Origin of the sequence: Pseudomonas sp. GM17, from assembly GCF_000282175.2 — a bacterium.
Classification (GTDB): domain Bacteria; phylum Pseudomonadota; class Gammaproteobacteria; order Pseudomonadales; family Pseudomonadaceae; genus Aquipseudomonas; species Aquipseudomonas chlororaphis.
Genome location: NZ_CP124732.1, coordinates 5,203,778 through 5,224,402 on the forward strand (window position 1 = coordinate 5,203,778; position 20,625 = coordinate 5,224,402).

A 20,625-nucleotide genomic window follows, 5' to 3' on the forward strand; every position below is an offset into this window, starting at 1 on the left:
CCGAGCGGCTTCAGCCCTGCCCCAGGCGCTCGCGGACCAGGGCCTGGGCGTTGCGGGTCATCTGGTCGAGGTGGCGGTCACGCTGTTTTTCGGCATCGAGCATTGCCCGCTTGCCATGCTTTTGCAGCAGGTAGCTGTGGATCTGCCGTACCTCCAGCGAGCGATAGATCGGCGCCGTGTCCAGCAGGCCCATCAAACCGTCGGTAGCGTGATCGCGGGTATTCATCAGCACCTGCGGGCCACGCACGCCCAGCACCTGGAAACCCAGCGCTTCGAACCAGGCCACCTTGCCCACCGCGCAGGTCAGTTCGGCATGGGGGTAGCGCTCGCGCATCCGTGCCAGCAGCGCCCGCGCGATCCCCTGCCGGCGATGGCTGGCACGCACCGCCATATAGGCCACGCCGCACGCCTCGGGATCGTCCTTGACCGGCAGGTACAGCACAAAACCCAGCACCTGCTGCGGGTCGTCCTCGTCAGTGGCCACCAGCAGTTCCACGGCGATGCCCCGGGAGCCGTCCAGGGCCTGCAGATACAGATGCACCTCAAAGCCGATGGCGTACTGGTAGATGTTGTACAGCAGGTTGCTGGGCGGGATCGCTACCGCGCTGATATCGGTCAGGTAGTCGACCACCATTTGCAGGATCTGGCTGTTGACGGCTTCCGGGCACGGGGTCTGGAAGTGGCTGATGATCGGCATTGCGCGGTGGGCTCCAAAGGTTGAGGCACGCCTGGGACAGCAGGCGTCGGCGGCGGGCCGGCATGATACTCCGCCCGCGTATTTGACGCAGTCCCTGCAGGAGCGAGCTTGCTCGCGATGCGGCGTGTCAGCACGGACGCTATCGCGAGCAAGCTCGCTCCTACAGATGGCCTGGGTAAACCGGGCTAACGCGCGCTGTCGCCTCGTGGCTTGTAGAACAGGAACTTGCCGGTCTCGGCGGTCTTGCGGTATTGCCTGGCCCAATCGGGCCGCACGCGCCGGTCATGGAAATACAGGGCGCCGTGGGTGCGGTCCGCGAGTTGCTGGTTGAGCGCCTTGCGCGCGATTTCCTTGGCCGCGATGTAGGGCTCATCTTCCTTCACCTGATCCGCACGCCCGTCGCACCACCAGGAAAACTGACAGGCGCGCTGCTCCGACCCCTGCTTGACCACCGCGCACACCGTATCGGGAAACCCCTCATGGCCGAGCCGGTTGAGCACCACGCTGGCCACGGCTTCCATGTCGGCGGCGGCCCCGCCCTTGGCTTCCCAGTAGATGGACCGCGCCAGGCAAGTAATGGCGTCGTCCAGCGGCGCGGCGCCCGCCGGGTCCACCGCCTGGGCCTCGGGAGGGGTAATGGTTTCGCCGCGTGGCGCCGGCTGCTGGTCCGCGGCTTTCTGTTCCAGGACCTGGGCCTTGTCCTGCGCCACTTCGGGGTCCGCTGTTTCACCCGCGGCCATTGCCAGCCCCCCGCACAGGAGGATCAGAAAACCGCCGGCAATCGCTGTCGGGCGCATGCTCGTACCTTCGCCAAAAACCCGATCCGGGCACGGAAAAGCCGCCGCCAGCCTGCCGGCTGGCAGCGACTGGACTTGAGTGTAGTTCGCCGCCGTCCGCCCGTAACCTGCACCGCGCCAGCAACGGCAAGGACGGATAACGGCGCCGGTTTTCGGCAAAAAGACCTTGCGCCGAACGGGGCAAAATCGCGCATCATGGGCGCAATTCGCTCAAGGGAGACCTCCATGCGCTGCCTATCCTCCGTTCTGCCGCTGACCCTGTTGTCGCTGAGCATGGCCTTCGCCACCGCTGCCGTGGCGAGCGACGAGACGCAACTGGTGACATCGATCAATAGCTACCGCAGCCAGGTCCAGCGCTGCGCCGGCCAGGTGTCCCAGGAACTGCCGCCGCTGGCCGCCGACCCGCGCCTGGTGCTGCCAGCCAATAGCATCGGCAATCTGCAACAGGCCCTGGCCAGCAGTGCCTACCCGATGGTCAATGTGCAGGCCATCAGCCTGTCCGGACCGCGCAATGCCCAGGCGGCCATGAAGGCGGTGCAGGAAAGTTTCTGCCAGGTGGTGCTGGACCCGCAGTTCGTCGATATCGGTGTCAGCCGCACCGGCCAGGAATGGCGCATCGTCCTCGCCCGGCCACTGTTGACCGCACGCCTCGGCGACTGGCAGGCCGAGGGCCAGAAGCTCCTGGAAACCCTCAATAGCGCCCGCGCGCAGCCGCGCCAGTGCGGCAACCAGATCTTCGCCGCCGCCACCCCGCTGGCCTGGAACGCCACCCTGGCCAGCGCGGCCCAGGACCATACCCGGGACATGGCCAATCACAACTTCTTCGATCACAAGGACCGCGACGGTCGCACCCCCGGCGACCGCGCCGAACTGGCGGGTTATGCCGGCCAACAGATCGGCGAAAACATCGCCGCCGGCCAGGACAGCGTGCGCAAGGTGGTCGATGGCTGGCTGGCCAGCCCGGGCCATTGCGCCAACCTGATGAACCCGCAGTATCGCGAGCTGGGCGCGTCCTATGCGGTCGATCCGAAAAGCGATGCCGGCATCTACTGGACCGCGATGTTCGGCACGCCTTGACGGCCTGACCGACCTTGCCCCGGGGCGCCGTCAGCGGAGCCCCGCCCCCTCATCGGCCAACCCCGCGACGCCCCCGCCGGGCAACTAAACTGACTCATCTACCGACCGGCAATCGCTTGCTCCGGGCGTCCCGGAACCCACGCGCAGCCTCGCCTGCCGCCACGGGTTCGACGCCCAGGCCCGATGGCCAGCCTCATCTGCCTGAACGGTAGGCACGCACCCCGTCCCCCGCGGGAGGCGTGCGTCAGCTCTTCAGAACACGGGCCGGCCCTGCCAGGCCCGCTCATTCGGCAGCGCCGGGACATGGCCTCCCCGCGCACGCCGCGTATCTCCATCCGGCCACTGCCGGGCCGTCGGCGACAGTGACCCTCACAGCGGAGGACCAGGCCATGGACGAAGCCAAGCTCAACGATTTCATGGGCAAGCTGGTGTCAGACATGGGCGGCGCGGCGATGCTCGCCAATATGATTGTCGGCGAAGAACTGGGCCTGTACCGGGCCATGGCCGACAGTCATTTCGTCAGCCCCGAGGCGCTGGCCGCCAAGACCGGCTGCAACGCGCGGCTGCTGCGCGAATGGCTGAGCGCCCATGCCGCGTCCGGCTACATGGAACACCAGGGCGGCCAGTTCCGCCTGCCGGAAGAACAAGCCCTGGCGCTGGCCATCGAGGACTCGCCGGTGTACGTGGCCGGTGGCGCCGTGGTGGTCTCTGCGCTGTTTCACGACAAGGACAAACTGCTGGCGGCGATGCGCGGCGACGGCGCCCTGGCCTGGGGTGATCACCACCCCTGCATGTTCAGCGGCACCGAGCGCTTCTTCCGCCCCGGCTATCGGGCGCACCTGGTGGCCGAGTGGCTGCCGGCCCTGGACGGCGCGGTGGAAAAACTCCAGGCCGGGGCCAAGGTGGCCGACATCGGCTGCGGCCATGGCGCCTCGACGGTGATCATGGCCCAGGCCTTCCCCGCCTCGCGGTTTTTCGGTTTCGACTACCACCAGCCCTCCATCGCCACCGCGACGCAACGGGCCGAGGAAGCCGGGGTGACCGGCCGCGTGCAGTTCTCCCAGGCCAGCGCCAAGACCTACCCCGGCAACGACTACGACCTGATCTGCTTCTTCGACTGCCTGCACGACATGGGCGACCCGGTGGGCGCCGCGCAACATGCCTTCCAGGCGCTGAAAGACGACGGCAGCGTGCTGCTGGTCGAGCCGTTCGCCAACGATAAACTGGACCAGAACATCACCCCGGTCGGCCGGCTGTTCTATGCCGCCTCGACCTTTATCTGCACGCCCAACTCGCTGTCCCAGGAAGTCGGCCTGGGGCTCGGTGCCCAGGCCGGCGAAGCGCGCCTGCGCCAGGTCTTCAGCGAAGCCGGCTTCAGCCAGTTCCGCCGGGCCGCGGAGACGCCGTTCAACCTGATTCTCGAGGCACGTAAATGAAGGAGGATCGTGCGAGCGATGCGATCCTGTAGGAGCCAGCGGGCGGCGATCCGACTTGCCGGCGATCGGAGCGCCGCGGTGGCTCAGGCAGGCCGCCATCGCGGGCAAGCCTCGCTCCTACGGGGACACGCAGGTGCCGCATGCCAATGAAAAAACGGCACTCGGGGAAATCCCGGGGGCCGTGCCTGTCTTACGCCGCCGGCAGATCCACCAGCACCACCGCCTGTTGCCCTACGCACAACAGCCGGCCGCCATGATGGGCCACATACTCCCGGGCCTCGTCCGGTGACGAGAACCAGCAGTTGAGATGGCCCGCCTGGCGGTAGACCAGTTCAAAATGCTGCAACTGCTCGGGCGCCAGCTCGTCGAGGACCTGGCGGTAGGTCTCCCAACTGGCAAAACCGGCCTCGCTGGCCAGGGTGCGCAACAGGTGTTTGCGCTGCACCTTGTCGCGCTGCCGATACAGCTCGGGCAACGACAGGCCAGGCAAACTGTTGCTCGCCAGCAAGCGCCGCAGGATCGGCAAGGCGCCGGCCAGCGAACCACTGGTTGCAGTGCGATGCAGGCGTTTGGCTTCGCGCAGTACCAGGCTGGCGGCCTGACTGGCGGGTGAACGGGGAACGGATTTCTGGATAGGCATACCAACTCCAAGAGAATCGGCCTGCTCGCTATTGGCCCGGAGGGGGTATGCAAGCGTGGTGCTTGCGGGATTTGAAGGTGCTTGCGCTTTCGCGAGGTGGGCGCCCAGGAAGCCCGGTTGCCATACTAACCAATCCATTCCGGGCTGCCCATCCCTGCTTCAGGTCTTCCAGCCCGGCTGTTTCTCCAGCAGGAAATCGATAAAGGCGCGCAGGCGCAACGGCACGTGCCGGCTGTGGGGATACAGCAGGCTGAAGGGCCGCGAACGGCCGCCGTAAGGCTGCAGCACCTCCACCAGGGAACCCTCGGCCAGCTCGCGCTCGACCATGAAACGGTAGGTCTGGAACAGGCCGGCGCCGTATTTGGCCAAGGTCACGCCCCCCTGTAGGTCTTCCGAACACACGTAGGCCCCCTCGGCGAGCACTTCGCAGGGGCCATCGGCGCCGTTGAACAGCCAGGCGATGCGCCGGCCGCTGCTGGGCAGCTCGAACTGGATGCACTCGTGCTGCGCCAGGTCGTCGAGCCGCTGCGGGGTACCGGCCCGCGCCAGGTAATCCGGGGCGGCGAACACCACCAGTTCGGCGTCCTCCAGCAACCGCGCGACCAGCCCGGAATCCGGCTGCGCGCGCACCCGGATCGCCATGTCGTAGCCCCCTTCGACGAAATCGATATTGCGGTTGCTCAGGTTGACCTCCACCCGCATTTGCGGGTAGCGCCGGCGAAACTCCGGCAGCAGCGGCAGGATCCGCAGATGGCCGTAGGTGGTCGGCAGGCTGATGCGCAAGGTGCCGGAAGGCGCCAGCTGTTGCCCGGTCAACTGGCGCTCGGCTTCGAGCATCTGGTTCAGCGCGCTGCGGCATTGCTGGTGATAGTCACGCCCGCCGTCGGTCAGGCGGATGCTGCGGGTGGTGCGCACGAACAGGCGGACGCCGAGCCGCTCTTCCAGGCGCGACACCGAGCGGCTGACCGCCGCCGGCGTGACCCCGGCCGCCAGCGCCGCGCCGGTAAAGCTGCCGATCTCCGCCGCCATGCAGAACAGCTCGATGCTGCCCAGCAGCACGTCGTCGAATTGCCGAGTCATTGATTACACCACGTATCAAGTGAAGTACCTGACGCGCTGTTTATCAGCATTCGGCACACAAATATAGTTCTGCCCAACAGCGCTGGAACCCCTCTCACCGCAAAACAGGACTATCCCCATGAGCCACACCCTGAACCACAACAGCACCGTCATCATCACCGGCGCCTCCAGCGGCATCGGCCTCGGCCTGGCACAGGCCTACCTGGCCCGCGGCTACAACGTGGTCGGCAATGCCCGCTCGGCACAGCGGCTGGCCGCGGCGGCCGAAACCCTGGGCCACAGCGAGCGTTTTCTCGGGGTCGAAGGCGACATCGCCGACCCGGCCACCGCCACGCAACTGGTCGAACGCGCCATCGACCGTTTCGGCCAGGTCGATGTGCTGGTCAACAACGCCGGCTTCTTCCTGCCCAAGGCGTTTATCGACTACAGCCCCGAGGAGCTGGAAAGCCTGCTGCAGACCAACCTCAAGGGTGTGGTCTACGCCTCCCAGGCCGCCGCGCGGCACATGATCGAGCGGCGCCGGGGCCGCATCATCAACATCAGCGCCAGCGTCGCGCTGCAACCGAACCTGGCGGTCCCGGCGGCGTTGCCGGTGCTGATCAAGGGCGGTGTGAACCAGATGACCCGCGCCCTGGCCCTGGAGCTGTCGCCGTTCAACATCCAGGTCAACGCGGTGGCCCCGGGGATCATCGACACGCCGATGCACGACCCGGCGCACCGTGCCTTCCTCGACGGCCTGCAACCGGCCGGACGGGTCGGACGCATCGAGGAAATCGCCGACGCGGTGCTCTACCTGTCCGGCGCCGGCTTCACCACCGGCGTGGTGCTGCCGGTGGACGGCGGCATGAGCAGCGGCAAATGGTAAACCCGGCGGGAGGCCCGCGTGCCTCCCGCCCCTTGCAACCCCCACCTTTTCCTCAGGAGTAATGCCATGCCTTTCGTCAACGTCCGCATCACCCGTGACGGCGTGACCCGCGAACAGAAAGCCCAGGTGATCCGCGAGATCACCGAAACCCTGCAACGGGTGCTGAACAAGGCCCCGGAACTGACCCACATCGTCATCGAAGAAGTCGACACCGACAACTGGGGCTACGCCGGCATGACCACCACCGAATACCGCCAGCGAACGGCGCAATGAAAAAAGGGCGGGCCAGCATCGGGTCCGCCCGTTGTTCCTGGCGTTGAATCGATCCGCGACCTGCCGAATACACCGCGACGCCCGCATCCTCAAGCCCTGCACCGAGCCTTATACTGTCGCCCTTCCAGACCCGGAGCAGACCACATGGACGTCGTTCTCGAATGCCCGCTCACCGAACAGATCCTTGCCTCTTTCGCCACGGTGATCGGCAAGGACCTGCCCGGCTATCGCAATCATGTGTATCGCGTGCTGAGCTTCTACACCGCGCTCAATCCGCAGGACCGGCCGCTGTCCTGCGCGGTGCAGATCGCCGCGGCCTTTCATGACCTGGGTATCTGGACCCACGGCACCCTCGACTACCTGGCGCCGTCGATCCAGCTGGCCCGGGCCTTTCTGGCCGAGCGCGGCGAGTCACGGCTGGCGGAGCAGGTCAGCGCGCTGATCGAGCAGCATCACAAACTGCGCCCCTATCGCCAGGCCCACGCCGCGAGCGTCGAACCGTTCCGGCAGGCCGACACGATCGACGTCTCCCTGGGCTTGCTCAACTTCGGCCTGCCCCGCCCGTTTATCCGCGAGGTGCAGGCACGCTACCCCGACCAGGGGTTTCACTGGATGCTGGCGCGCGCTTCGGCCCGGCAGTTGCTGCGTACGCCGCTGCGGCCGCTACCGATGTTCCGCTGGTGACGCCTCAGGCATTCACCAGCATCGTGAACCCGCCATAAATCATGCGCTGGCCGTCGAACGGCATCGGGCAGACATCGGGCTTGAGCCGCGGGTCTTCCATGGCTCTTTGCATGCCCGCGTCGCGAATTTCGCGGGACGGCCAGATGATCCAGCTGAACACCACCGTCTCGTCCACCTTGAGCTTGACCGCCATGGGGAACGAGGTCAGCTTGCCCTCGGGCACATCGTCGCCCCAGCAATCGACCACGCTCAGGGCGCCGAACTCCTTGAACACCTTCGCCGCGACCTGCGCATGCTGCTTGAAGGCCTCGCGGTTGGCGGTGGGTACCGCCAGTACACAACCATCGACATAAGACATGATCCTGCTCCTGCTGATTGGGGTTGAACATCGGATCCCGACCTTGCTGTCGGTCACTCTGGGAACTGGTCGATCCGCATCGCCGACAATCGACAAGTCGGCGCGAAAAAACCTGAATCGGCCGACCGCCGGACTTCATGGCTCCGGCTGCCAACCGGTTTGCGGGGCGCTCAGGCCCGGCGTCGCGGGCGGATGCACAGTGCCCGGTACCGTCTCCAGCGGGGGCTCCGGTACCGCGCTTTGGCCCAGTTCGCCCTCGATATGCCCGGCCAGGTAATACACCCCGGCCATCACCCCGTTGCCGGTGTTGTTCAACAGCTTGAACCAGGCCTGGTCGAACGCCTTGCCCAGGCTCTGGCGAATCTGCGCCTCGGTCTCGGCCCGGTCGCTCTCATGGGCAATCGCGCGAAACCCCGCGGCGCCCAGGGAGATCACCGCGCCGGCGACCTTGCCGGCCACCGCCGATGCGGCGCCGGCAATGCCACGGCCGGCCATCTGCGCTTCGAATTTTTCGCTGGCCTGCCTGGCCACCGAGACAATCCCGGCCTCGGACGACACCTCGCCGGTGCCCGCCGGCGCGCTATGGATCTGCTGGTACAGCGCCGAGTAGGCCGGCAGCGTAGTCAGGGGCTTGGCATGCAACACCTGATACAACGACGCATCGCGCGCCGGCGGCGGCCCCAGGCGAATCGCCTGGATGCCATTGAGCCGTTGATCGAGTTGCCTGGCCGGCAACCGATAACGCTGGGCGATAACCTGCACCTGCTTGTCCAGCAGCTCGATATAGAACTCCGTGGCCTGGTTGAGAATCGCATCCGGGTCGATCTCCACCGCCACCGGTGCCAGCACCTGCTCCTGATACTGTTCCTTGAGGTACTCCGCCAGCCGCGTCGCCGCCGCGTCCTGCTCGTCGCCGGCGGTGAGGCTGTACCAACTGACTTTCATGGCCATCCACTCCTGGGTCCAGTAACTGCTGAACCAGGGGATGAAGGTTTCCTCGGTAACGGCATAGACCCGCACCCGCCAGTGCTCCATGGAGCCGCGGGCAAAGACCTTGACCTGGATCACCGCCTGCTGCGAAGCCTCGGCGATCTCCCGGTCCACCTGGCGCCAGGTGCTGGCCGGCACCACCACCGGCGCCACCACCTCGCGGACACGCTGGGTCGCGGCGCATCCGGCCAGCACCAGCAGCATCACGACGATCAGCGCACGCAGGTACAAGATGGCAACCCTCGCACAGCGTCGACCACGGCCACCCGCTCACGACGGGGCAGGCTTCAACCGGATACCACACGACCATGCCTGGATTGAGTATAGGTGCTGGGGTTTGCGCCCCAGGCTCGAGAAGGGGTTCGCGACGGCGTATCCGACCAGTCGCTTACCCGCGATGGCGTCCGGCCTGATACACCGCGGCGCCTCGATCGCCGGCAAGCCTGGCTCCTACAGAAGCAGGTCAGTCGTGGTCAGCGTGGACCGCCACCGCCGGGACCTGCGCCAAAACCGCCATGCGGGCCACCGCCACCGCCGCCATGCCCGCCACCGCCGCCACCCGGCGGGAAGAACATCCAGCAGCCCGACAGGGACGACAACAACGCGATCACTACCGCCACTTTTGCAACTCGACTCAATATCATCGCTTCACTCTCTTTCAGGACGAGAACCACAAGTTTCTCGCCGTTTCAGACAGCGTTTGTGCGACATCGAGCACCACATGAAGGTAAAGAATGGGTAAGGGTTGTATCGAAAAACCCACAGATTTCCATGGACTTGCACGCTCATTTCGGCAGCAGCGAACGGCAACCCCGCAGCCCCTGGCCGGGCCGGAGGTGATTGGCCTGTGCAAGGATTTCGATACATGGCCAATGCCGCGGCACTGTCAATTACGCGCCTGTGCCTCCCCCGCCGCCGGTAACCCCTGCGGACGACGCAGAGTCAGCACACCACGGGCCACCAGGCCAAACAGCAGCCCCCAGAAGGCCGCCGACAAACCGAACAGCGACATGCCCGACGCCGTCACCAGGAAGGTGATCAACGCCGCCTCGCGATCCCGCGGCACGGCCATGGCGCTGCTCAGGGCGCCGCCCATGGCGCCGCCCATGGCGGCGAACAGGGCGGCGAACAGGGCGAGCCCGGCCAGGGCCGCCTGGAAGATGATCACCAGCGGCCCGGCATAGGAAATCAGCGTGGCGATAAACCTGGCTACCAGCGCCGACAATGAAAAATCCTCGATCAACGGCTGCATGCAGGCTCCGAAGCCCTGAGGCATGGCATGACAGAACCACCGGCGCAGGCATCTGGGCGCCCGCACCGGTCACGGGCCCTGCTACAGGGACGGCGCGCTGGCCTGGCTGACCGGCAGCGCCTTGGCGGGCCGCGGGTAGACGAAACACATCGCCAGCGCCGCCACCACCCCCGGAATGGCAAAGGCCATGAAGTTATAGTGCAGCGGCAGCTCGATGCTCACCAAGGCACCGCCCAGCAGCGGCCCGACAATGGCCCCGCTGCGGCCGATGCCCGAGGCCCAGCCAATGCCGGTGGAGCGGATCGTCACCGGATAGAACTGGGCGACGCAGGCGAAGGCCAGGATCTGCGTGCCGATGGTGGTGGCCCCGGCAATCGCGATCAGTGCGTACAGCAACCCGTGCGGGCTCTTGAAGCCGAGCAGGCTGATAGACACCGCAGCCACGATAAAAAACGCCACCAGGACCTTTTGCAGCTGCAGGCGATCGCCGATCCAGCCGCCGCCCACGGCGCCGAAAATCGCCCCGAGGTTCAGCACCAGCAGGAACATCAGGCTCGAGCCCAGGCTGTAACCGGCGCTGGCCATCAGCTTGGGCAGCCAGGAGTTGAGCGCGTAGACCATCAGCAGGCAGCAGAAGAACACCACCCAGAGCATCAGGGTGCTCAGCGCCCGGCCTTCGCGGAACAGCTGCACCACCGGTGCGCCGGCGGTCTTGAGGTTAGCCTTGACGAACGAGTCGCCGGGTTGCGCGACGAAGCCCGGCTCGACCCATTGCAGCACCTGGCGCGCTTCGTCGTCCCGGCCCTGGCGCAGCAGGAAGCCCAGGGATTCGGGCAGGAATCTGAGAATCAGCGGCAACAGCAACAACGGGATCGCCGCCACATAGAACACCGCCTGCCAGCCGAAATTCGGCAGCAGCACGATGCCCAGGCCGGCGGACAGCGTGCCGCCCACCGAGTAGCCGCTGAGCATGATCGCCACCAGGGTGCTGCGGATTTTCTTCGGCGCGTATTCGTTCATCAGCGCCACCACGTTGGGCATCACCCCGCCGATGCCGAGGCCGGCGATAAAGCGGCAGATGCCGAACTGGGTGGGCGTGGTGGTGAAGCCGTTGAGCAGGGTGAAACCGCTGAACAGCACCACGCAGATGGCGATGACTTTCTTGCAGCCGATGCGCTCCGACAGCGTGCCGAAAAACAGCGCGCCGAACATCATGCCGAACAGCGCATAACTGCCCAGCGCCCCGGCCTGCAGCGGGCTCAGGCCCCACTCCTGCATCAGCACCGGCAGCACCACGCCGTAGATCACCAGGTCGTAGCCGTCGAAGATGATGATCAGCGAGCACCAGAACAGCACGCGCCAGTGAAAGGCATTGAAGCGTGCCCCGTCGATCAATTGATTGCTGTCTATGTTTCGCATGGCATCTGACTCTTGTTGTTGTTTTATGAGAAACCGGATGTGCGTTTGCGCAGTCCTGTAGGAGCGAGGCTTGCCCGCGATTGGAGCGCTGCGGTGTGCCAGGCCGGACGCCATCGCGGGCAAGCCTCGCTCCTACGGTCAGGGTGCGATTTTCGATGACGCCTGATACTTCAGCCCTGGTCGCCACCGCCTACCGGCATGACCAGGCCGGTGATGTAGGACGCCTCGTCGGAGGCCAGGAACAGGATCGCCGCGGCCTGCTCGTCGATGGTGCCGTAGCGTTTCATCAGGGTGCTATCGACGGTCTGGTCGACGATCTGCCGGTACCAGACCTGTTCCTCGGCGCTCTGCTCGGCGCTGTTGCGTGGAATGCGCCGTGGCGGCGCTTCGGTGCCGCCGGGGGCGGTGGCGTTGACCCGCACCCCGCGCCCGGCGGTCTCGAACGCCAGGCAGGCGGTCAGGGCATTCACCCCGCCCTTGGCCGCGCCATAGGGCACGCGGTTGATGCTGCGGGTGGCGATGGACGACACATTGACGATGGCACCGCTGCCCTGCTCCAGCATGTACGGCAGCGCCGCGTGGCAGCACCACAAGGTGGGGAACAGCGAACGACGCACTTCGGCTTCGATCTGCTGCTCTGCATAGTGCTCGAACGGCTTGGCCCAAATGGTGCCGCCGACGTTGTTGACCAGCACGTCGATGCGCCCGAAACGCTCGACGGCCGCGGCCATCGCCCGGCTGCATTCGGCGTACTGCTCAAGGTCGGCGGTCAACGCCAGCACCTCGAACCTGGGGGCCAGCTCGGCCTGCAACTCGAACACCAGCTCGGAGCGATCCACCAGCACCAGCCGCGCGCCCTCCTCGGCCAGGCGCTCGGCGACCCGCCGGCCAATGCCCTGCGCCGCCCCGGTGACCAGGGCGACTTTTTCCTCGAATCTGCTCATCTCAAAACCTCATGCCAATGTACCGACGCACCACCACCCTTCATCTGTAGGAGCGAGGCTTGCCCGCGATCAGCCGACAGGCTGAAAGGTCAGCGTTGCCCCACTATCGCCATCGCGGGCAAGCCTCGCTCCTACATAGGGCGCGGGGGCTGTCAGGCCGCGCTGGCGGCGAATTTTTCGTAGTAGAAATTGGCCGGGGCGATGCCCTGCTCGCGAATGAACTGGCTCACCGCCTCGACCATCGGCGGCGGGCCGCACAGGTACACATCCACATCGCCGTCGTTCAGGTGCCTGGGCTCGATATGCTGGGTCACGTAGCCCTTGAGCGGGTGGCGACTCTCGGGGTTGGCCACGCAGGCGCTGAAGCTGAAGTTGGGGATGCGCGCGGCGAAGGCTTCCAGGCGATCCATTTCCACCAGGTCGAAATCGTTGGTCACCCCGTAGATCAGGTGCAGCGGATGCTCGCTGCCCTGCTCGGCGATTTTCTCCAGCATCGCGGTGAACGGCGCCAGCCCGGTGCCCCCGGCCAGCAGCAACAGCGGCCGGCGAATATCGCGCAGGTAGAAGCTGCCCAGGGGCCCGGCCAGGCTCATGGGGTCACCGGCTTTCGCCAGGCCGGTGAGGAAGCTGCTCATCAGGCCGCCCGGCACGTTGCGGATCAGGAAGCTGACCTCGCCGTCGCGCTGCAGCGAGCTGAAGGAATAGGCCCGGGTCTGCTCACTGCCGGGCACGCCGAGGTTGACGTATTGCCCCGGCAGAAACGCCAGCTTGCTCAGGGCCTCGCCCTTGATCGACAGGGCGATGGTGCTGTCGGATAGCTGGCGCACCGCGCTGATGGTGGCGTCGAAGGTGGCCTGGGCGGTGCGGCAAACCTGCGACGAAGCCGGCACCCGCACCACGCAGTCGCTCAAGGCGCGCATCTGGCAGGTCAGCACGAAGCCCTGCTCGGCTTCAGCCGCGGTCAGCGCGTCGTCGATGTATTCCTCGCCCAGGTCGTAGCGCCCGGCTTCGGCGAAACACTTGCAGGTGCCGCAGGCGCCGTCGCGACAGTCCAGGGGGATATTGATGCCCTGGCGGTAGGCGGCATCGGCCACGGTTTCGCCGGCGTTGGCGGCGACGAAGCGGGTCACCCCGTCTTCGAAATTGAGTGCGATGTGATGAGTCATGGCGGTCGCCTCAGAGGTGGTAGACATCGACGACCTGACGAACGTAATCGTTCTTCAGGATGACCTTCTTGGCCAGGATCCGCGGGGTCTCGCCGCGCACATCGAGGGTGTAGAAGCTGGTGCCGAAGTAGCTGTCGACGGTCTTGTAGCGAAAGCTCAGGGTGTGCCAGTTGAAGCGCACCTTGCACAGGCCGTCGGCCTGCTCCAGCAGCTCTATGTTGCTCAGGTTGTGCGAGGTGCGGGTGTCGGGAATGCTCGCGCTGGAGCGCTCGGTCTTGATCCGGAACACCCGGTCTTCCAGGCCGCAGCGGCTGCCGTACCAGATCAGCGAGATTTCCCGCTGCGGGTCTTCGGTGAGTTCGTCGTTGTCGTCCCAGGACGGCATCCAGAAGGTCGCGTCGGCGGCGTAGAGTTCCAGCCAGCTGTCCCAGTCCTTGTCGTCCAGGTAGCGCGCTTCGCGGTAGAGAAAATCGCGCACGGTGTCATGGGAAATGCTCATCACACAGCCTCCACGGCAATGGTTCGCGCGGCTTCGGCGGCAAGCGCCTCGAGCATGGTTTGCTGCCAGTACTTGTGCTGCATCACGAACAGGCCTTCGTCTTCGGTACGCACGCCGCTGAGGATCGGTTGCAGGTCGATTTCCCGGGCCGCGTCGTCCGCGCCCTCGACCCAGTGTTCGGCGCCGCGGGACATGTCGTTCCAGGCGCTGTTGCAGCCCTGATAGCCCATCTGGCAGGAACGGAATTCCTCCAGGTCGTCCGGGGTGGCCATGCCGCTGACGTTGAAGAAGTCCTCGTACTGGCGGATGCGCATGGCCCGGGCTTCGTCGCTTTCGCCCCTGGGCGCGATGCAGTAGATGGTGATTTCGGTGCGGTCCACCGAGATCGGCCGGGCAATGCGGATCTGCGAGCTGAATTGGTCCATCAGGTAGACGTTGGGGTACAGGCACAGGTTGCGCGAGTTCTCGATCATCCAGTCGGCGCGGGCCTGGCCGAAGTCCCGGGCCAGCTCATCGCGACGCTCGTAGAGCGGGCGGTCCTCGGGGTTGGACCAGCGGGTCCAGAGCAGCATGTGGCCCTTGTCGAAGGAATAGAAACCGCCGCCCTGCTTGGCCCAGCTGCCGGCGCTCATGGTCTTGATCTCTTCCCCGGCTTCGCGCTGCTTGCGCTGGCTCTGGGTGGCCGCGTAGTTCCAGTGCACGGAGCTTACGTGGTAGCCGTCGGCGCCGTTTTCCGCGGTGAGCTTCCAGTTGCCTTCGTAGATGTAGCTCGAGGAACCGCGCAGCACTTCCAGGCCGTCGGCGGACTGGTCGACGATCATGTCGATGATCTTCGCCGACTCGCCCAGGTGCTCCACCAGGGGCAGTACGTCGGGGTTGAGACTGCCGAACAGGAAGCCGCGATAGGACTCGAAGCGCGCGACCCTGGTCAGGTCGTGGGAACCTTCGCAGTTGAAGCTCGACGGGTAGCCCGCGGCGGCCGGGTCCTTGACCTTGAGCAGCTTGCCGGAGTTGTTGAAGGTCCAGCCGTGGAACGGGCAGGTGTAGGACGACTTGTTGCCGGTCTTGTGTCGGCAGAGCATGGCGCCACGGTGGCTGCAGGCATTGAGGAAGGCATTGAGTTCGCCGTCCTTGTTGCGCGCGATGAACACCGACTGCCGGCCCATGGTGGTGGTGTAGTAGTCGTTGTTGTTGGGGATCTGGCTCTCGTGGGCAAGGTACAGCCAGTTGCCCTCGAAGATGTGCTGCATTTCCAGGTCGAACAGCCGGGGGTCGGTGAACATCTCCCGCTTGCAGCGGTAGACGCCCCGGTCACGGTCTTCTTCAAGCAGGGAGTGAAGGTATTCGGGTCGCAGGGTCATGGCCGCCGCCTCCATTGTTTTTATTCAGGCAAGGCTCATGCTAGGGCGGGGTGTGCGGGGGCAATATCCGTTGCGTGCAGACCACTATCCGTTTTTTGCAGAGTTTTGTAGGGCAAGTCCTACAGCCGTATGAAGAATCGGGGATGGCGTGGCGGACACAGCTTCTGTAGGAGCGAAGCTGAACTGGTCAAGTAATCCTGGACACCATTTAAGGTTTACGCAGCCAGTCTTTCTGCTGCGACGGGTGATCGATATTCGTTGTAACTGTGAGGCCGAGTGGTGTTGTAGCGTGTGATGTAGCGCTGCACGTCCATTCGGGCCTCATGTTCCGAGCCGTAGCCGCCCTTAGGCACCCACTCCGACTTCAGGCTTCCAAAAAAACGCTCCATCGGGGCGTTGTCCCAACATTCGCCTTTACGGCTCATGCTCTGGCGATAGCCTTGTTCATTCAATTCATGCCTGAATTTGTGACTGGTGTACTGGCAGCCCTGGTCAGAGTGAAACAGCACGCCCTTTGGGTGTCCTCTCAGTTCAGTCGCCATCCGCAGTGCCTCACAGGTCAGCGTCGCATCAGAAATCGACGAGAACGACCAGCCCACGATACGGCGGGCAAACAGATCCAAAACAGCCGCCAAATACAACCAGCGCTTGCCAGCCTTGATGTAAGTAACGTCCCCACACCACACCTCGTTGGGTGCCTTCACATCAAACTGACGCTTGAGTTCATGCGGTGCCGTCAAAGCCTCCACACCCGATGACCGGTATTTGTGACGCCTGCGCTGCCGGCAGGTTATCCCGGCCTCTCGCATCAGGCTTTGAGCCTTGAATCGACCTATCTGGTGCCCAGCGGCCTGCAGCATTTTGGCCAGGGTACGAGAGCCTGCTGAGGCCCTCGACGCCTTGTGATGCTTGACCAGCTCCGCCTTGAGCCTTTCTCGCTCAGGGCATTGCTGGCCTTGGCGCTGACGCCAGCTGTAGAAGCTGCTGCGGCTGATCTCAAGCACACGACAGCACTCATTTACGCCGTACTGCTCGCCCAACTCATCGATCAGCGCGAGTGATCTTTGGCGTCCAAAAGCAGGAGAGCACTGGCCTTTTTTAGGATTTCGATATCCCGGTCTTTCTGCTTGAGCAGGGCCTGGAGCCGCTGAATTTCCCGCTGATCAGCAGTGATGGCTTTGGCCCCTATCGGAGTTAAACCTTCTCTTTCCTTGCGCAGTTGATCGACCCAGCGCCGCAAGGCCGTAGGACCAATATTTATGCTGGCGCAGACCTCGGGAACCGACTGTCCTTCGTCCAGCACCATGCTGGCTGCTTTGAGCTTGAACTCATTTGAATAAGAGTTGCGCATGTCCAAACACCTCAGATTTGGGCGCCATCATAGCGCCCGATTGAGGTGTCCAGAATTATTAGGCCAGTTCAAGCTTGCTCGCGATGACGTCGGATCAGACACCAACGCGTCGTTCCCGATCGCCGGCAATCGAGCGCCACCGGCCGCTCCTACAGAAACACAATCTGGATCAAGGCCGGCGTCTGAGGGTGTCGGACGGCAGTTCGCCGAACTGTTTGCGGTAGCTTTCCGAGAAGCGTCCCAGGTGCAGGAAACCGAAGTCCATGGCCAGTTCGGTGATGTTGCGCACGTTGCAGCCGGGGTCACGCAGGCAGGCGTGGATCCGCTCGAGTTTCTTCTGGCGGATGTAGCGCATGGGCGTGGTGCGGGCGTTGCGCTCGAACAGCGCATAGAGCGAACGCAGGCTCATCTGCGCCTGTTGCGCCAGCTCTTCGCAGCCGATGTCCTGCTTGAGGTTGCGCTCGATGTAGTCGGCGATGGCCTCGAAGGTCGCCGACGACGAGCCCAGGCCCACCCGCCGGATGTTGGTCTTCATCAGGCTGAGCATCTTGCTCGCGACGATCTGCGCGTAATGCTCCTGCACCCGGGGGATGCATTCGGCGGCTTCGGCTTCGCGGCAGACCACGTTCAGCAGGTTGATAAAACCTTCCAGCTCATCCAGCTGGTAGCGGTTGCCCACAAAGCGCACGCCCTGCCCCGGATACAGCCAGCGCTGCTCCTCACACACCGACTCCAGCAGGCGGGTGGGCACCTTGATGATGAACTTCTCGCAATCGTCGGAGTAGGTCAGGTCCACCGGATCGTCAGGGTTGATCAGCAGTAGCTCGCCGGGGGCGAAGTAATGCTCCTGGCGATGGCCGCGCCACAGGCAGTGGCCGCGTAGCAACACTTGCAGGTGGTAGATGGTTTCCAGCGCCGGCGAGGTGACGCGCACGCTGCCGCCGTAGCTGATCGAGCACAGGTCGAGGCTGGCGAACTGCCGATGATTGAGGCTGGCCTGGGGGCTGCCGGCCTTGGGCAAACGGATGCAGTGGCTGCCCACATGCTGGTTGACATAGCCGGACACAGCGTAGGGATCGGCCTGGGCGAATACCCGGCTGCGCTCACTCAACAGATAGGTTTCCATAAGCGGGTCACTCCCCGTTTTTGTTATTGGGATTGTTATTGCCGGGCGGTGATCGTTCGCCACCGCTGGCCCATCACGCAAGACTTCGACCACGGCTCACAACGGCAAAAACCACGGGATCACTCACGTTATCCCGTGGCCCCGAATCGGGATCTGCCGCGCTGTCAGTCCTCCAGCGCTCGCACCCGCTCCAGGCGTTGCTGCTCTTCGGGCTGGGCCGACGACTGCAGGGTGAAGTCGAAGTCGATCTCGGCGAAACGCCCGCTGACCCCGTATTGCGCCGCACGCTGCTGATCGTCGCTGAAGGTGATCTTGGCGATCAGTTCGTCACGGGTGGCGTAGGCGAAATCGTCGTGCAGGTATTCGTCGCCATCGAGGTTGATCTGGGTGGTCAGGTGACGGTGGTCATCGGCCGAGATGAAGAAGTGGATATGCGCCGGACGCTGGCCATGGCGGCCCAACTGGTCGAGCAACTGCTGGGTCGGACCGTCCGGTGGGCAGCCGTAGCCCGAAGGCACGATGCTGCGAAAACGGTAGCGGCCTTCGGCATCGGTGACGATGCGCCGACGCAGGTTGAACTCGGACTGGGTGGTGTCGAAGTAGGAATAGGTGCCGCCGGTGTTGGCGTGCCAGACATCGACAATGGCCCCGGCCAGCGGTTCGCCGGCGGTGTTGCGCACCTGGCCCTGCATGAACAGCACCACGCCCGGATCGACGCCATCGTCGAGGCGCGCTTCACCCTGGCTCAGCGGCGCGCCGGCCACGTACAGCGGGCCTTCGATGGTGCGCGGGGTGCCGCCGGTCTTGCCGGCCTGTTCGTCGGCGGCGTCCATCAGCAGGTCCAGGTAGTGCTCCAGGCCCAGGCCGGCCACCAGCAGCCCGGCTTCCTGGCGCGCGCCGAGCACGTTGAGGTAGTTGACCGCCTTCCAGAACTCTTCCGGGGTCACATCGAGGTCCTCGATGATGTTCACCGTGTCACGCAGGATGCGGTACACCAGGGCCTTGGTGCGTGGGTTGCCCTGATCGTTGAACTGGCCGCTGACTTCTTCGAGAAATTTCTGGGCGCTGGCAGTGTGGGAAATTCGGACGTTCATGGTTATTCCTCATCTTGTATTTATTAGAGTGTGGAGCAGGCTGGCGCGGGCTCAGCGGTCATCCGCACGAATGGACGAAGGATGCCTGCACAGCGCGTTCACTTCGATAGCCATGTACGGGTACAGCGGCAGTTGCATCAGCAGGTCGTGCAGTTCCTGCACGCTGTCGACGTCGAACACGCTGTAGTTGGCATACAGGCCGGCGATGCGCCACAGATGCCGCCACTTGCCCTGCTCCTGCAGGCGCTGGGCCAGGGCCTTTTCGTCGGCCTTGAGCTGGGCGGCGCGCTCGGGGTTCATGTCGACCGGCAGGTTCACGGTCATTTTGACGTGGAACAGCATGGTGCTCTCCTTAAGACGTGATGAATGGCAGTTCAGGCTTGGTCGCGGCGGAAGAACGCCAGGCGCTCCTCGTCCAGGCTCAGGCCGAGGCCCGGCGCCCGGGATACGTGCAGCTGGAAATCGCGGTACAGCGGCGGCTCGGCGAGGATGTCCTCGGTCAGCAGCAGCGGGCCGAACAGTTCGGTGTCCCAGCTCAAGGTATTGAGGGTCAGGAAGGCATGGGCCGACGCCAGGGTGCCGATGCCGCCTTCGAGCATGGTGCCGCCGTACAGGCCGATGCCCGCCGCCTCAGCGATCGCCGCGGTGCGCAGTACCGCGCGCGGGCCGCCGTTCTTGGCGATCTTCAGGGCGAACACCGAGGCCGCGCCTTCGCGGGCCAGGTTGAAGGCGTCTTCCACGCATTCGATGGATTCGTCGGCCATGATCGGCGCCGGGCTGATGGCGTTCAGGCGCACCATGCCGGCGCGGTTGTTGCGCGAGATCGGCTGTTCGATCAGGTCGATGCCGTTGCCGCCCAGCACCCGGCAGGCACGCACCGCCACCGCTTCGTCCCAGGCCTGGTTGACGTCGACCCGCACGCTGGCGCGGTCGCCCAGGGCCTTCTTGATCGCGATCACGTGGGCCAGGTCGCGGTCCACCTCGCCGGCGCCGATCTTCAGTTTGAAGATGCGGTGGCGGCGCAGGTCGAGCATCTTTTGCGCTTCGGCAATGTCCTTGGCGGTGTCGCCGCTGGCCAGGGTCCAGGCCACCGGCAAGGCGTCGCGCACCCGGCCGCCGAGCAGTTCGCTGACCGGCAGCCCCAGGCGCTTGCCCTGGGCGTCGAGCAAGGCGCTTTCGATGCCGGATTTGGCGAAGGTATTGCCGCGGATACTGCGCTCCAGGCGCTGCATGGCGGCATTGATATTGGCGCCGTCCTGGCCGAGCAGCAGCGGCGTGAAGAAGCGGTCGATATTGGTCTTGATGCTGTCCGGGCTTTCATTGCCATAGGCCAGGCCGCCGATGGTGGTGGCTTCGCCCAGGCCTTCGATGCCGTCGGCGCAGCGCAGGCGGATCAGCACCAGGGTCTGGTTCTGCATGGTGTGCATCGCCAGCTTGTGCGGGCGGATGGTGGGCAGATCGACAATGATCGTTTCGATCGATTCAATGACACTTGAAAGCATTTCCATACCCATCA

Annotated in this window: 22 protein-coding genes and 1 pseudogene; 5 read left to right on the forward strand and 18 right to left on the reverse strand. The window is 64.8% G+C overall.

What is annotated here, in order from left to right:
• Window positions 1-10 precede the first annotated feature (10 nt).
• A complete protein-coding gene (locus PMI20_RS23135; RefSeq protein WP_007922837.1) occupies window positions 11-697 on the reverse strand; it encodes a GNAT family N-acetyltransferase in 687 nt (228 codons plus the stop codon).
• A gap of 185 nt (window positions 698-882) precedes the next feature.
• On the reverse strand, window positions 883-1,494 hold the full coding sequence (locus tag PMI20_RS23140; protein WP_007922838.1) for a cell wall hydrolase: 612 nt from the start codon (window positions 1,492-1,494) through the stop codon (window positions 883-885).
• Between the two features lie 225 nt (window positions 1,495-1,719).
• On the opposite strand from PMI20_RS23140, the gene PMI20_RS23145 reads away from it, so the two are divergent.
• Together PMI20_RS23145 and PMI20_RS23150 are read left to right on the forward strand one after the other, a co-directional pair.
• The gene (locus tag PMI20_RS23145) at window positions 1,720-2,571 is read left to right on the forward strand and encodes a CAP domain-containing protein (RefSeq protein ID WP_007922840.1); all 852 of its coding nucleotides are present in this window, start codon (window positions 1,720-1,722) and stop codon (window positions 2,569-2,571) included.
• 389 nt (window positions 2,572-2,960) lie between these two features.
• A complete protein-coding gene (locus PMI20_RS23150; protein ID WP_007922842.1) occupies window positions 2,961-4,007 on the forward strand; it encodes a class I SAM-dependent methyltransferase in 1,047 nt (348 codons plus the stop codon).
• A gap of 190 nt (window positions 4,008-4,197) precedes the next feature.
• Here the strand turns inward: PMI20_RS23150 and PMI20_RS23155 are convergent, their stop codons facing one another.
• A complete protein-coding gene (locus PMI20_RS23155) occupies window positions 4,198-4,647 on the reverse strand; it encodes a hypothetical protein (RefSeq protein WP_007922843.1) in 450 nt (149 codons plus the stop codon).
• Window positions 4,648-4,806: 159 nt separating this feature from the next.
• Window positions 4,807-5,727 carry a LysR family transcriptional regulator gene (locus tag PMI20_RS23160; RefSeq protein WP_007922845.1) on the reverse strand — a complete coding sequence of 307 codons (921 nt, stop codon included), beginning with the start codon at window positions 5,725-5,727 and terminating at the stop codon, window positions 4,807-4,809.
• Window positions 5,728-5,845: 118 nt separating this feature from the next.
• Here PMI20_RS23160 and PMI20_RS23165 point away from each other — a divergent pair, with 118 nt between their 5' ends.
• The 3 genes from PMI20_RS23165 to PMI20_RS23175 all read left to right on the forward strand — a co-directional run bounded on the left by PMI20_RS23165 (window position 5,846) and on the right by PMI20_RS23175 (window position 7,549).
• Complete coding sequence (locus PMI20_RS23165; RefSeq protein WP_007922846.1) at window positions 5,846-6,592, forward strand: SDR family NAD(P)-dependent oxidoreductase; 747 nt, start codon at window positions 5,846-5,848, stop codon at window positions 6,590-6,592.
• A 66-nt stretch (window positions 6,593-6,658) separates the two neighbouring features.
• Window positions 6,659-6,865, forward strand: coding sequence for a tautomerase family protein (locus tag PMI20_RS23170; RefSeq protein ID WP_007922853.1), 207 nt, complete (start codon window positions 6,659-6,661; stop codon window positions 6,863-6,865).
• 144 nt (window positions 6,866-7,009) lie between these two features.
• Complete coding sequence (locus PMI20_RS23175) at window positions 7,010-7,549, forward strand: hypothetical protein (protein WP_007922854.1); 540 nt, start codon at window positions 7,010-7,012, stop codon at window positions 7,547-7,549.
• A 4-nt stretch (window positions 7,550-7,553) separates the two neighbouring features.
• Here the strand turns inward: PMI20_RS23175 and PMI20_RS23180 are convergent, their stop codons facing one another.
• From PMI20_RS23180 to PMI20_RS23245, 14 genes and pseudogenes are all read right to left on the reverse strand, one after another.
• On the reverse strand, window positions 7,554-7,907 hold the full coding sequence (locus tag PMI20_RS23180; RefSeq protein ID WP_007922855.1) for a DUF1428 domain-containing protein: 354 nt from the start codon (window positions 7,905-7,907) through the stop codon (window positions 7,554-7,556).
• 135 nt (window positions 7,908-8,042) lie between these two features.
• Window positions 8,043-9,128, reverse strand: a complete 1,086-nt coding sequence (locus PMI20_RS23185) for a hypothetical protein (RefSeq protein ID WP_007922856.1) — start codon at window positions 9,126-9,128, stop codon at window positions 8,043-8,045.
• A gap of 242 nt (window positions 9,129-9,370) precedes the next feature.
• Window positions 9,371-9,541 carry a hypothetical protein gene (locus PMI20_RS23190; protein WP_177323779.1) on the reverse strand — a complete coding sequence of 57 codons (171 nt, stop codon included), beginning with the start codon at window positions 9,539-9,541 and terminating at the stop codon, window positions 9,371-9,373.
• Window positions 9,542-9,783: 242 nt separating this feature from the next.
• Window positions 9,784-10,113: pseudogene (locus PMI20_RS23195) on the reverse strand (benzoate/H(+) symporter BenE family transporter); the annotation flags it as partial.
• Between the two features lie 117 nt (window positions 10,114-10,230).
• A complete protein-coding gene (locus PMI20_RS23200) occupies window positions 10,231-11,568 on the reverse strand; it encodes an MFS transporter (RefSeq protein ID WP_007922859.1) in 1,338 nt (445 codons plus the stop codon).
• 170 nt (window positions 11,569-11,738) lie between these two features.
• Entirely contained in the window at window positions 11,739-12,512 is a 774-nt protein-coding gene (locus PMI20_RS23205) for a 1,6-dihydroxycyclohexa-2,4-diene-1-carboxylate dehydrogenase (RefSeq protein ID WP_007922861.1), read from the reverse strand.
• Window positions 12,513-12,664: 152 nt separating this feature from the next.
• Entirely contained in the window at window positions 12,665-13,678 is a 1,014-nt protein-coding gene (gene benC, locus PMI20_RS23210) for a benzoate 1,2-dioxygenase electron transfer component BenC (protein ID WP_007922864.1), read from the reverse strand.
• Window positions 13,679-13,688: 10 nt separating this feature from the next.
• A complete protein-coding gene (benB, locus tag PMI20_RS23215) occupies window positions 13,689-14,177 on the reverse strand; it encodes a benzoate 1,2-dioxygenase small subunit (RefSeq protein ID WP_007922866.1) in 489 nt (162 codons plus the stop codon).
• On the reverse strand, window positions 14,177-15,538 hold the full coding sequence (gene benA, locus PMI20_RS23220; RefSeq protein ID WP_007922867.1) for a benzoate 1,2-dioxygenase large subunit: 1,362 nt from the start codon (window positions 15,536-15,538) through the stop codon (window positions 14,177-14,179). The genes benB and benA overlap by 1 nt, the downstream gene beginning before the upstream one ends.
• Window positions 15,539-15,753: 215 nt before the next feature.
• A protein-coding gene (locus PMI20_RS23225; RefSeq protein ID WP_238543459.1) for an IS3 family transposase occupies window positions 15,754-16,889 on the reverse strand; the annotation gives its coding sequence in 2 pieces (ribosomal slippage) (window positions 15,754-16,640 and window positions 16,640-16,889; 1,137 coding nt in all).
• 169 nt (window positions 16,890-17,058) lie between these two features.
• Complete coding sequence (locus tag PMI20_RS23230) at window positions 17,059-18,015, reverse strand: AraC family transcriptional regulator (protein ID WP_007922460.1); 957 nt, start codon at window positions 18,013-18,015, stop codon at window positions 17,059-17,061.
• 164 nt (window positions 18,016-18,179) lie between these two features.
• Window positions 18,180-19,109 (reverse strand): catechol 1,2-dioxygenase, encoded by a 930-nt coding sequence (gene catA, locus PMI20_RS23235; RefSeq protein ID WP_007922461.1) that lies wholly within the window; start codon window positions 19,107-19,109, stop codon window positions 18,180-18,182.
• Window positions 19,110-19,160: 51 nt separating this feature from the next.
• Window positions 19,161-19,451 (reverse strand): muconolactone Delta-isomerase, encoded by a 291-nt coding sequence (gene catC / locus PMI20_RS23240; protein WP_007922462.1) that lies wholly within the window; start codon window positions 19,449-19,451, stop codon window positions 19,161-19,163.
• Window positions 19,452-19,483: 32 nt separating this feature from the next.
• Window positions 19,484-20,611 (reverse strand): muconate cycloisomerase family protein, encoded by a 1,128-nt coding sequence (locus PMI20_RS23245; RefSeq protein WP_162136163.1) that lies wholly within the window; start codon window positions 20,609-20,611, stop codon window positions 19,484-19,486.
• Window positions 20,612-20,625 lie beyond the last annotated feature (14 nt).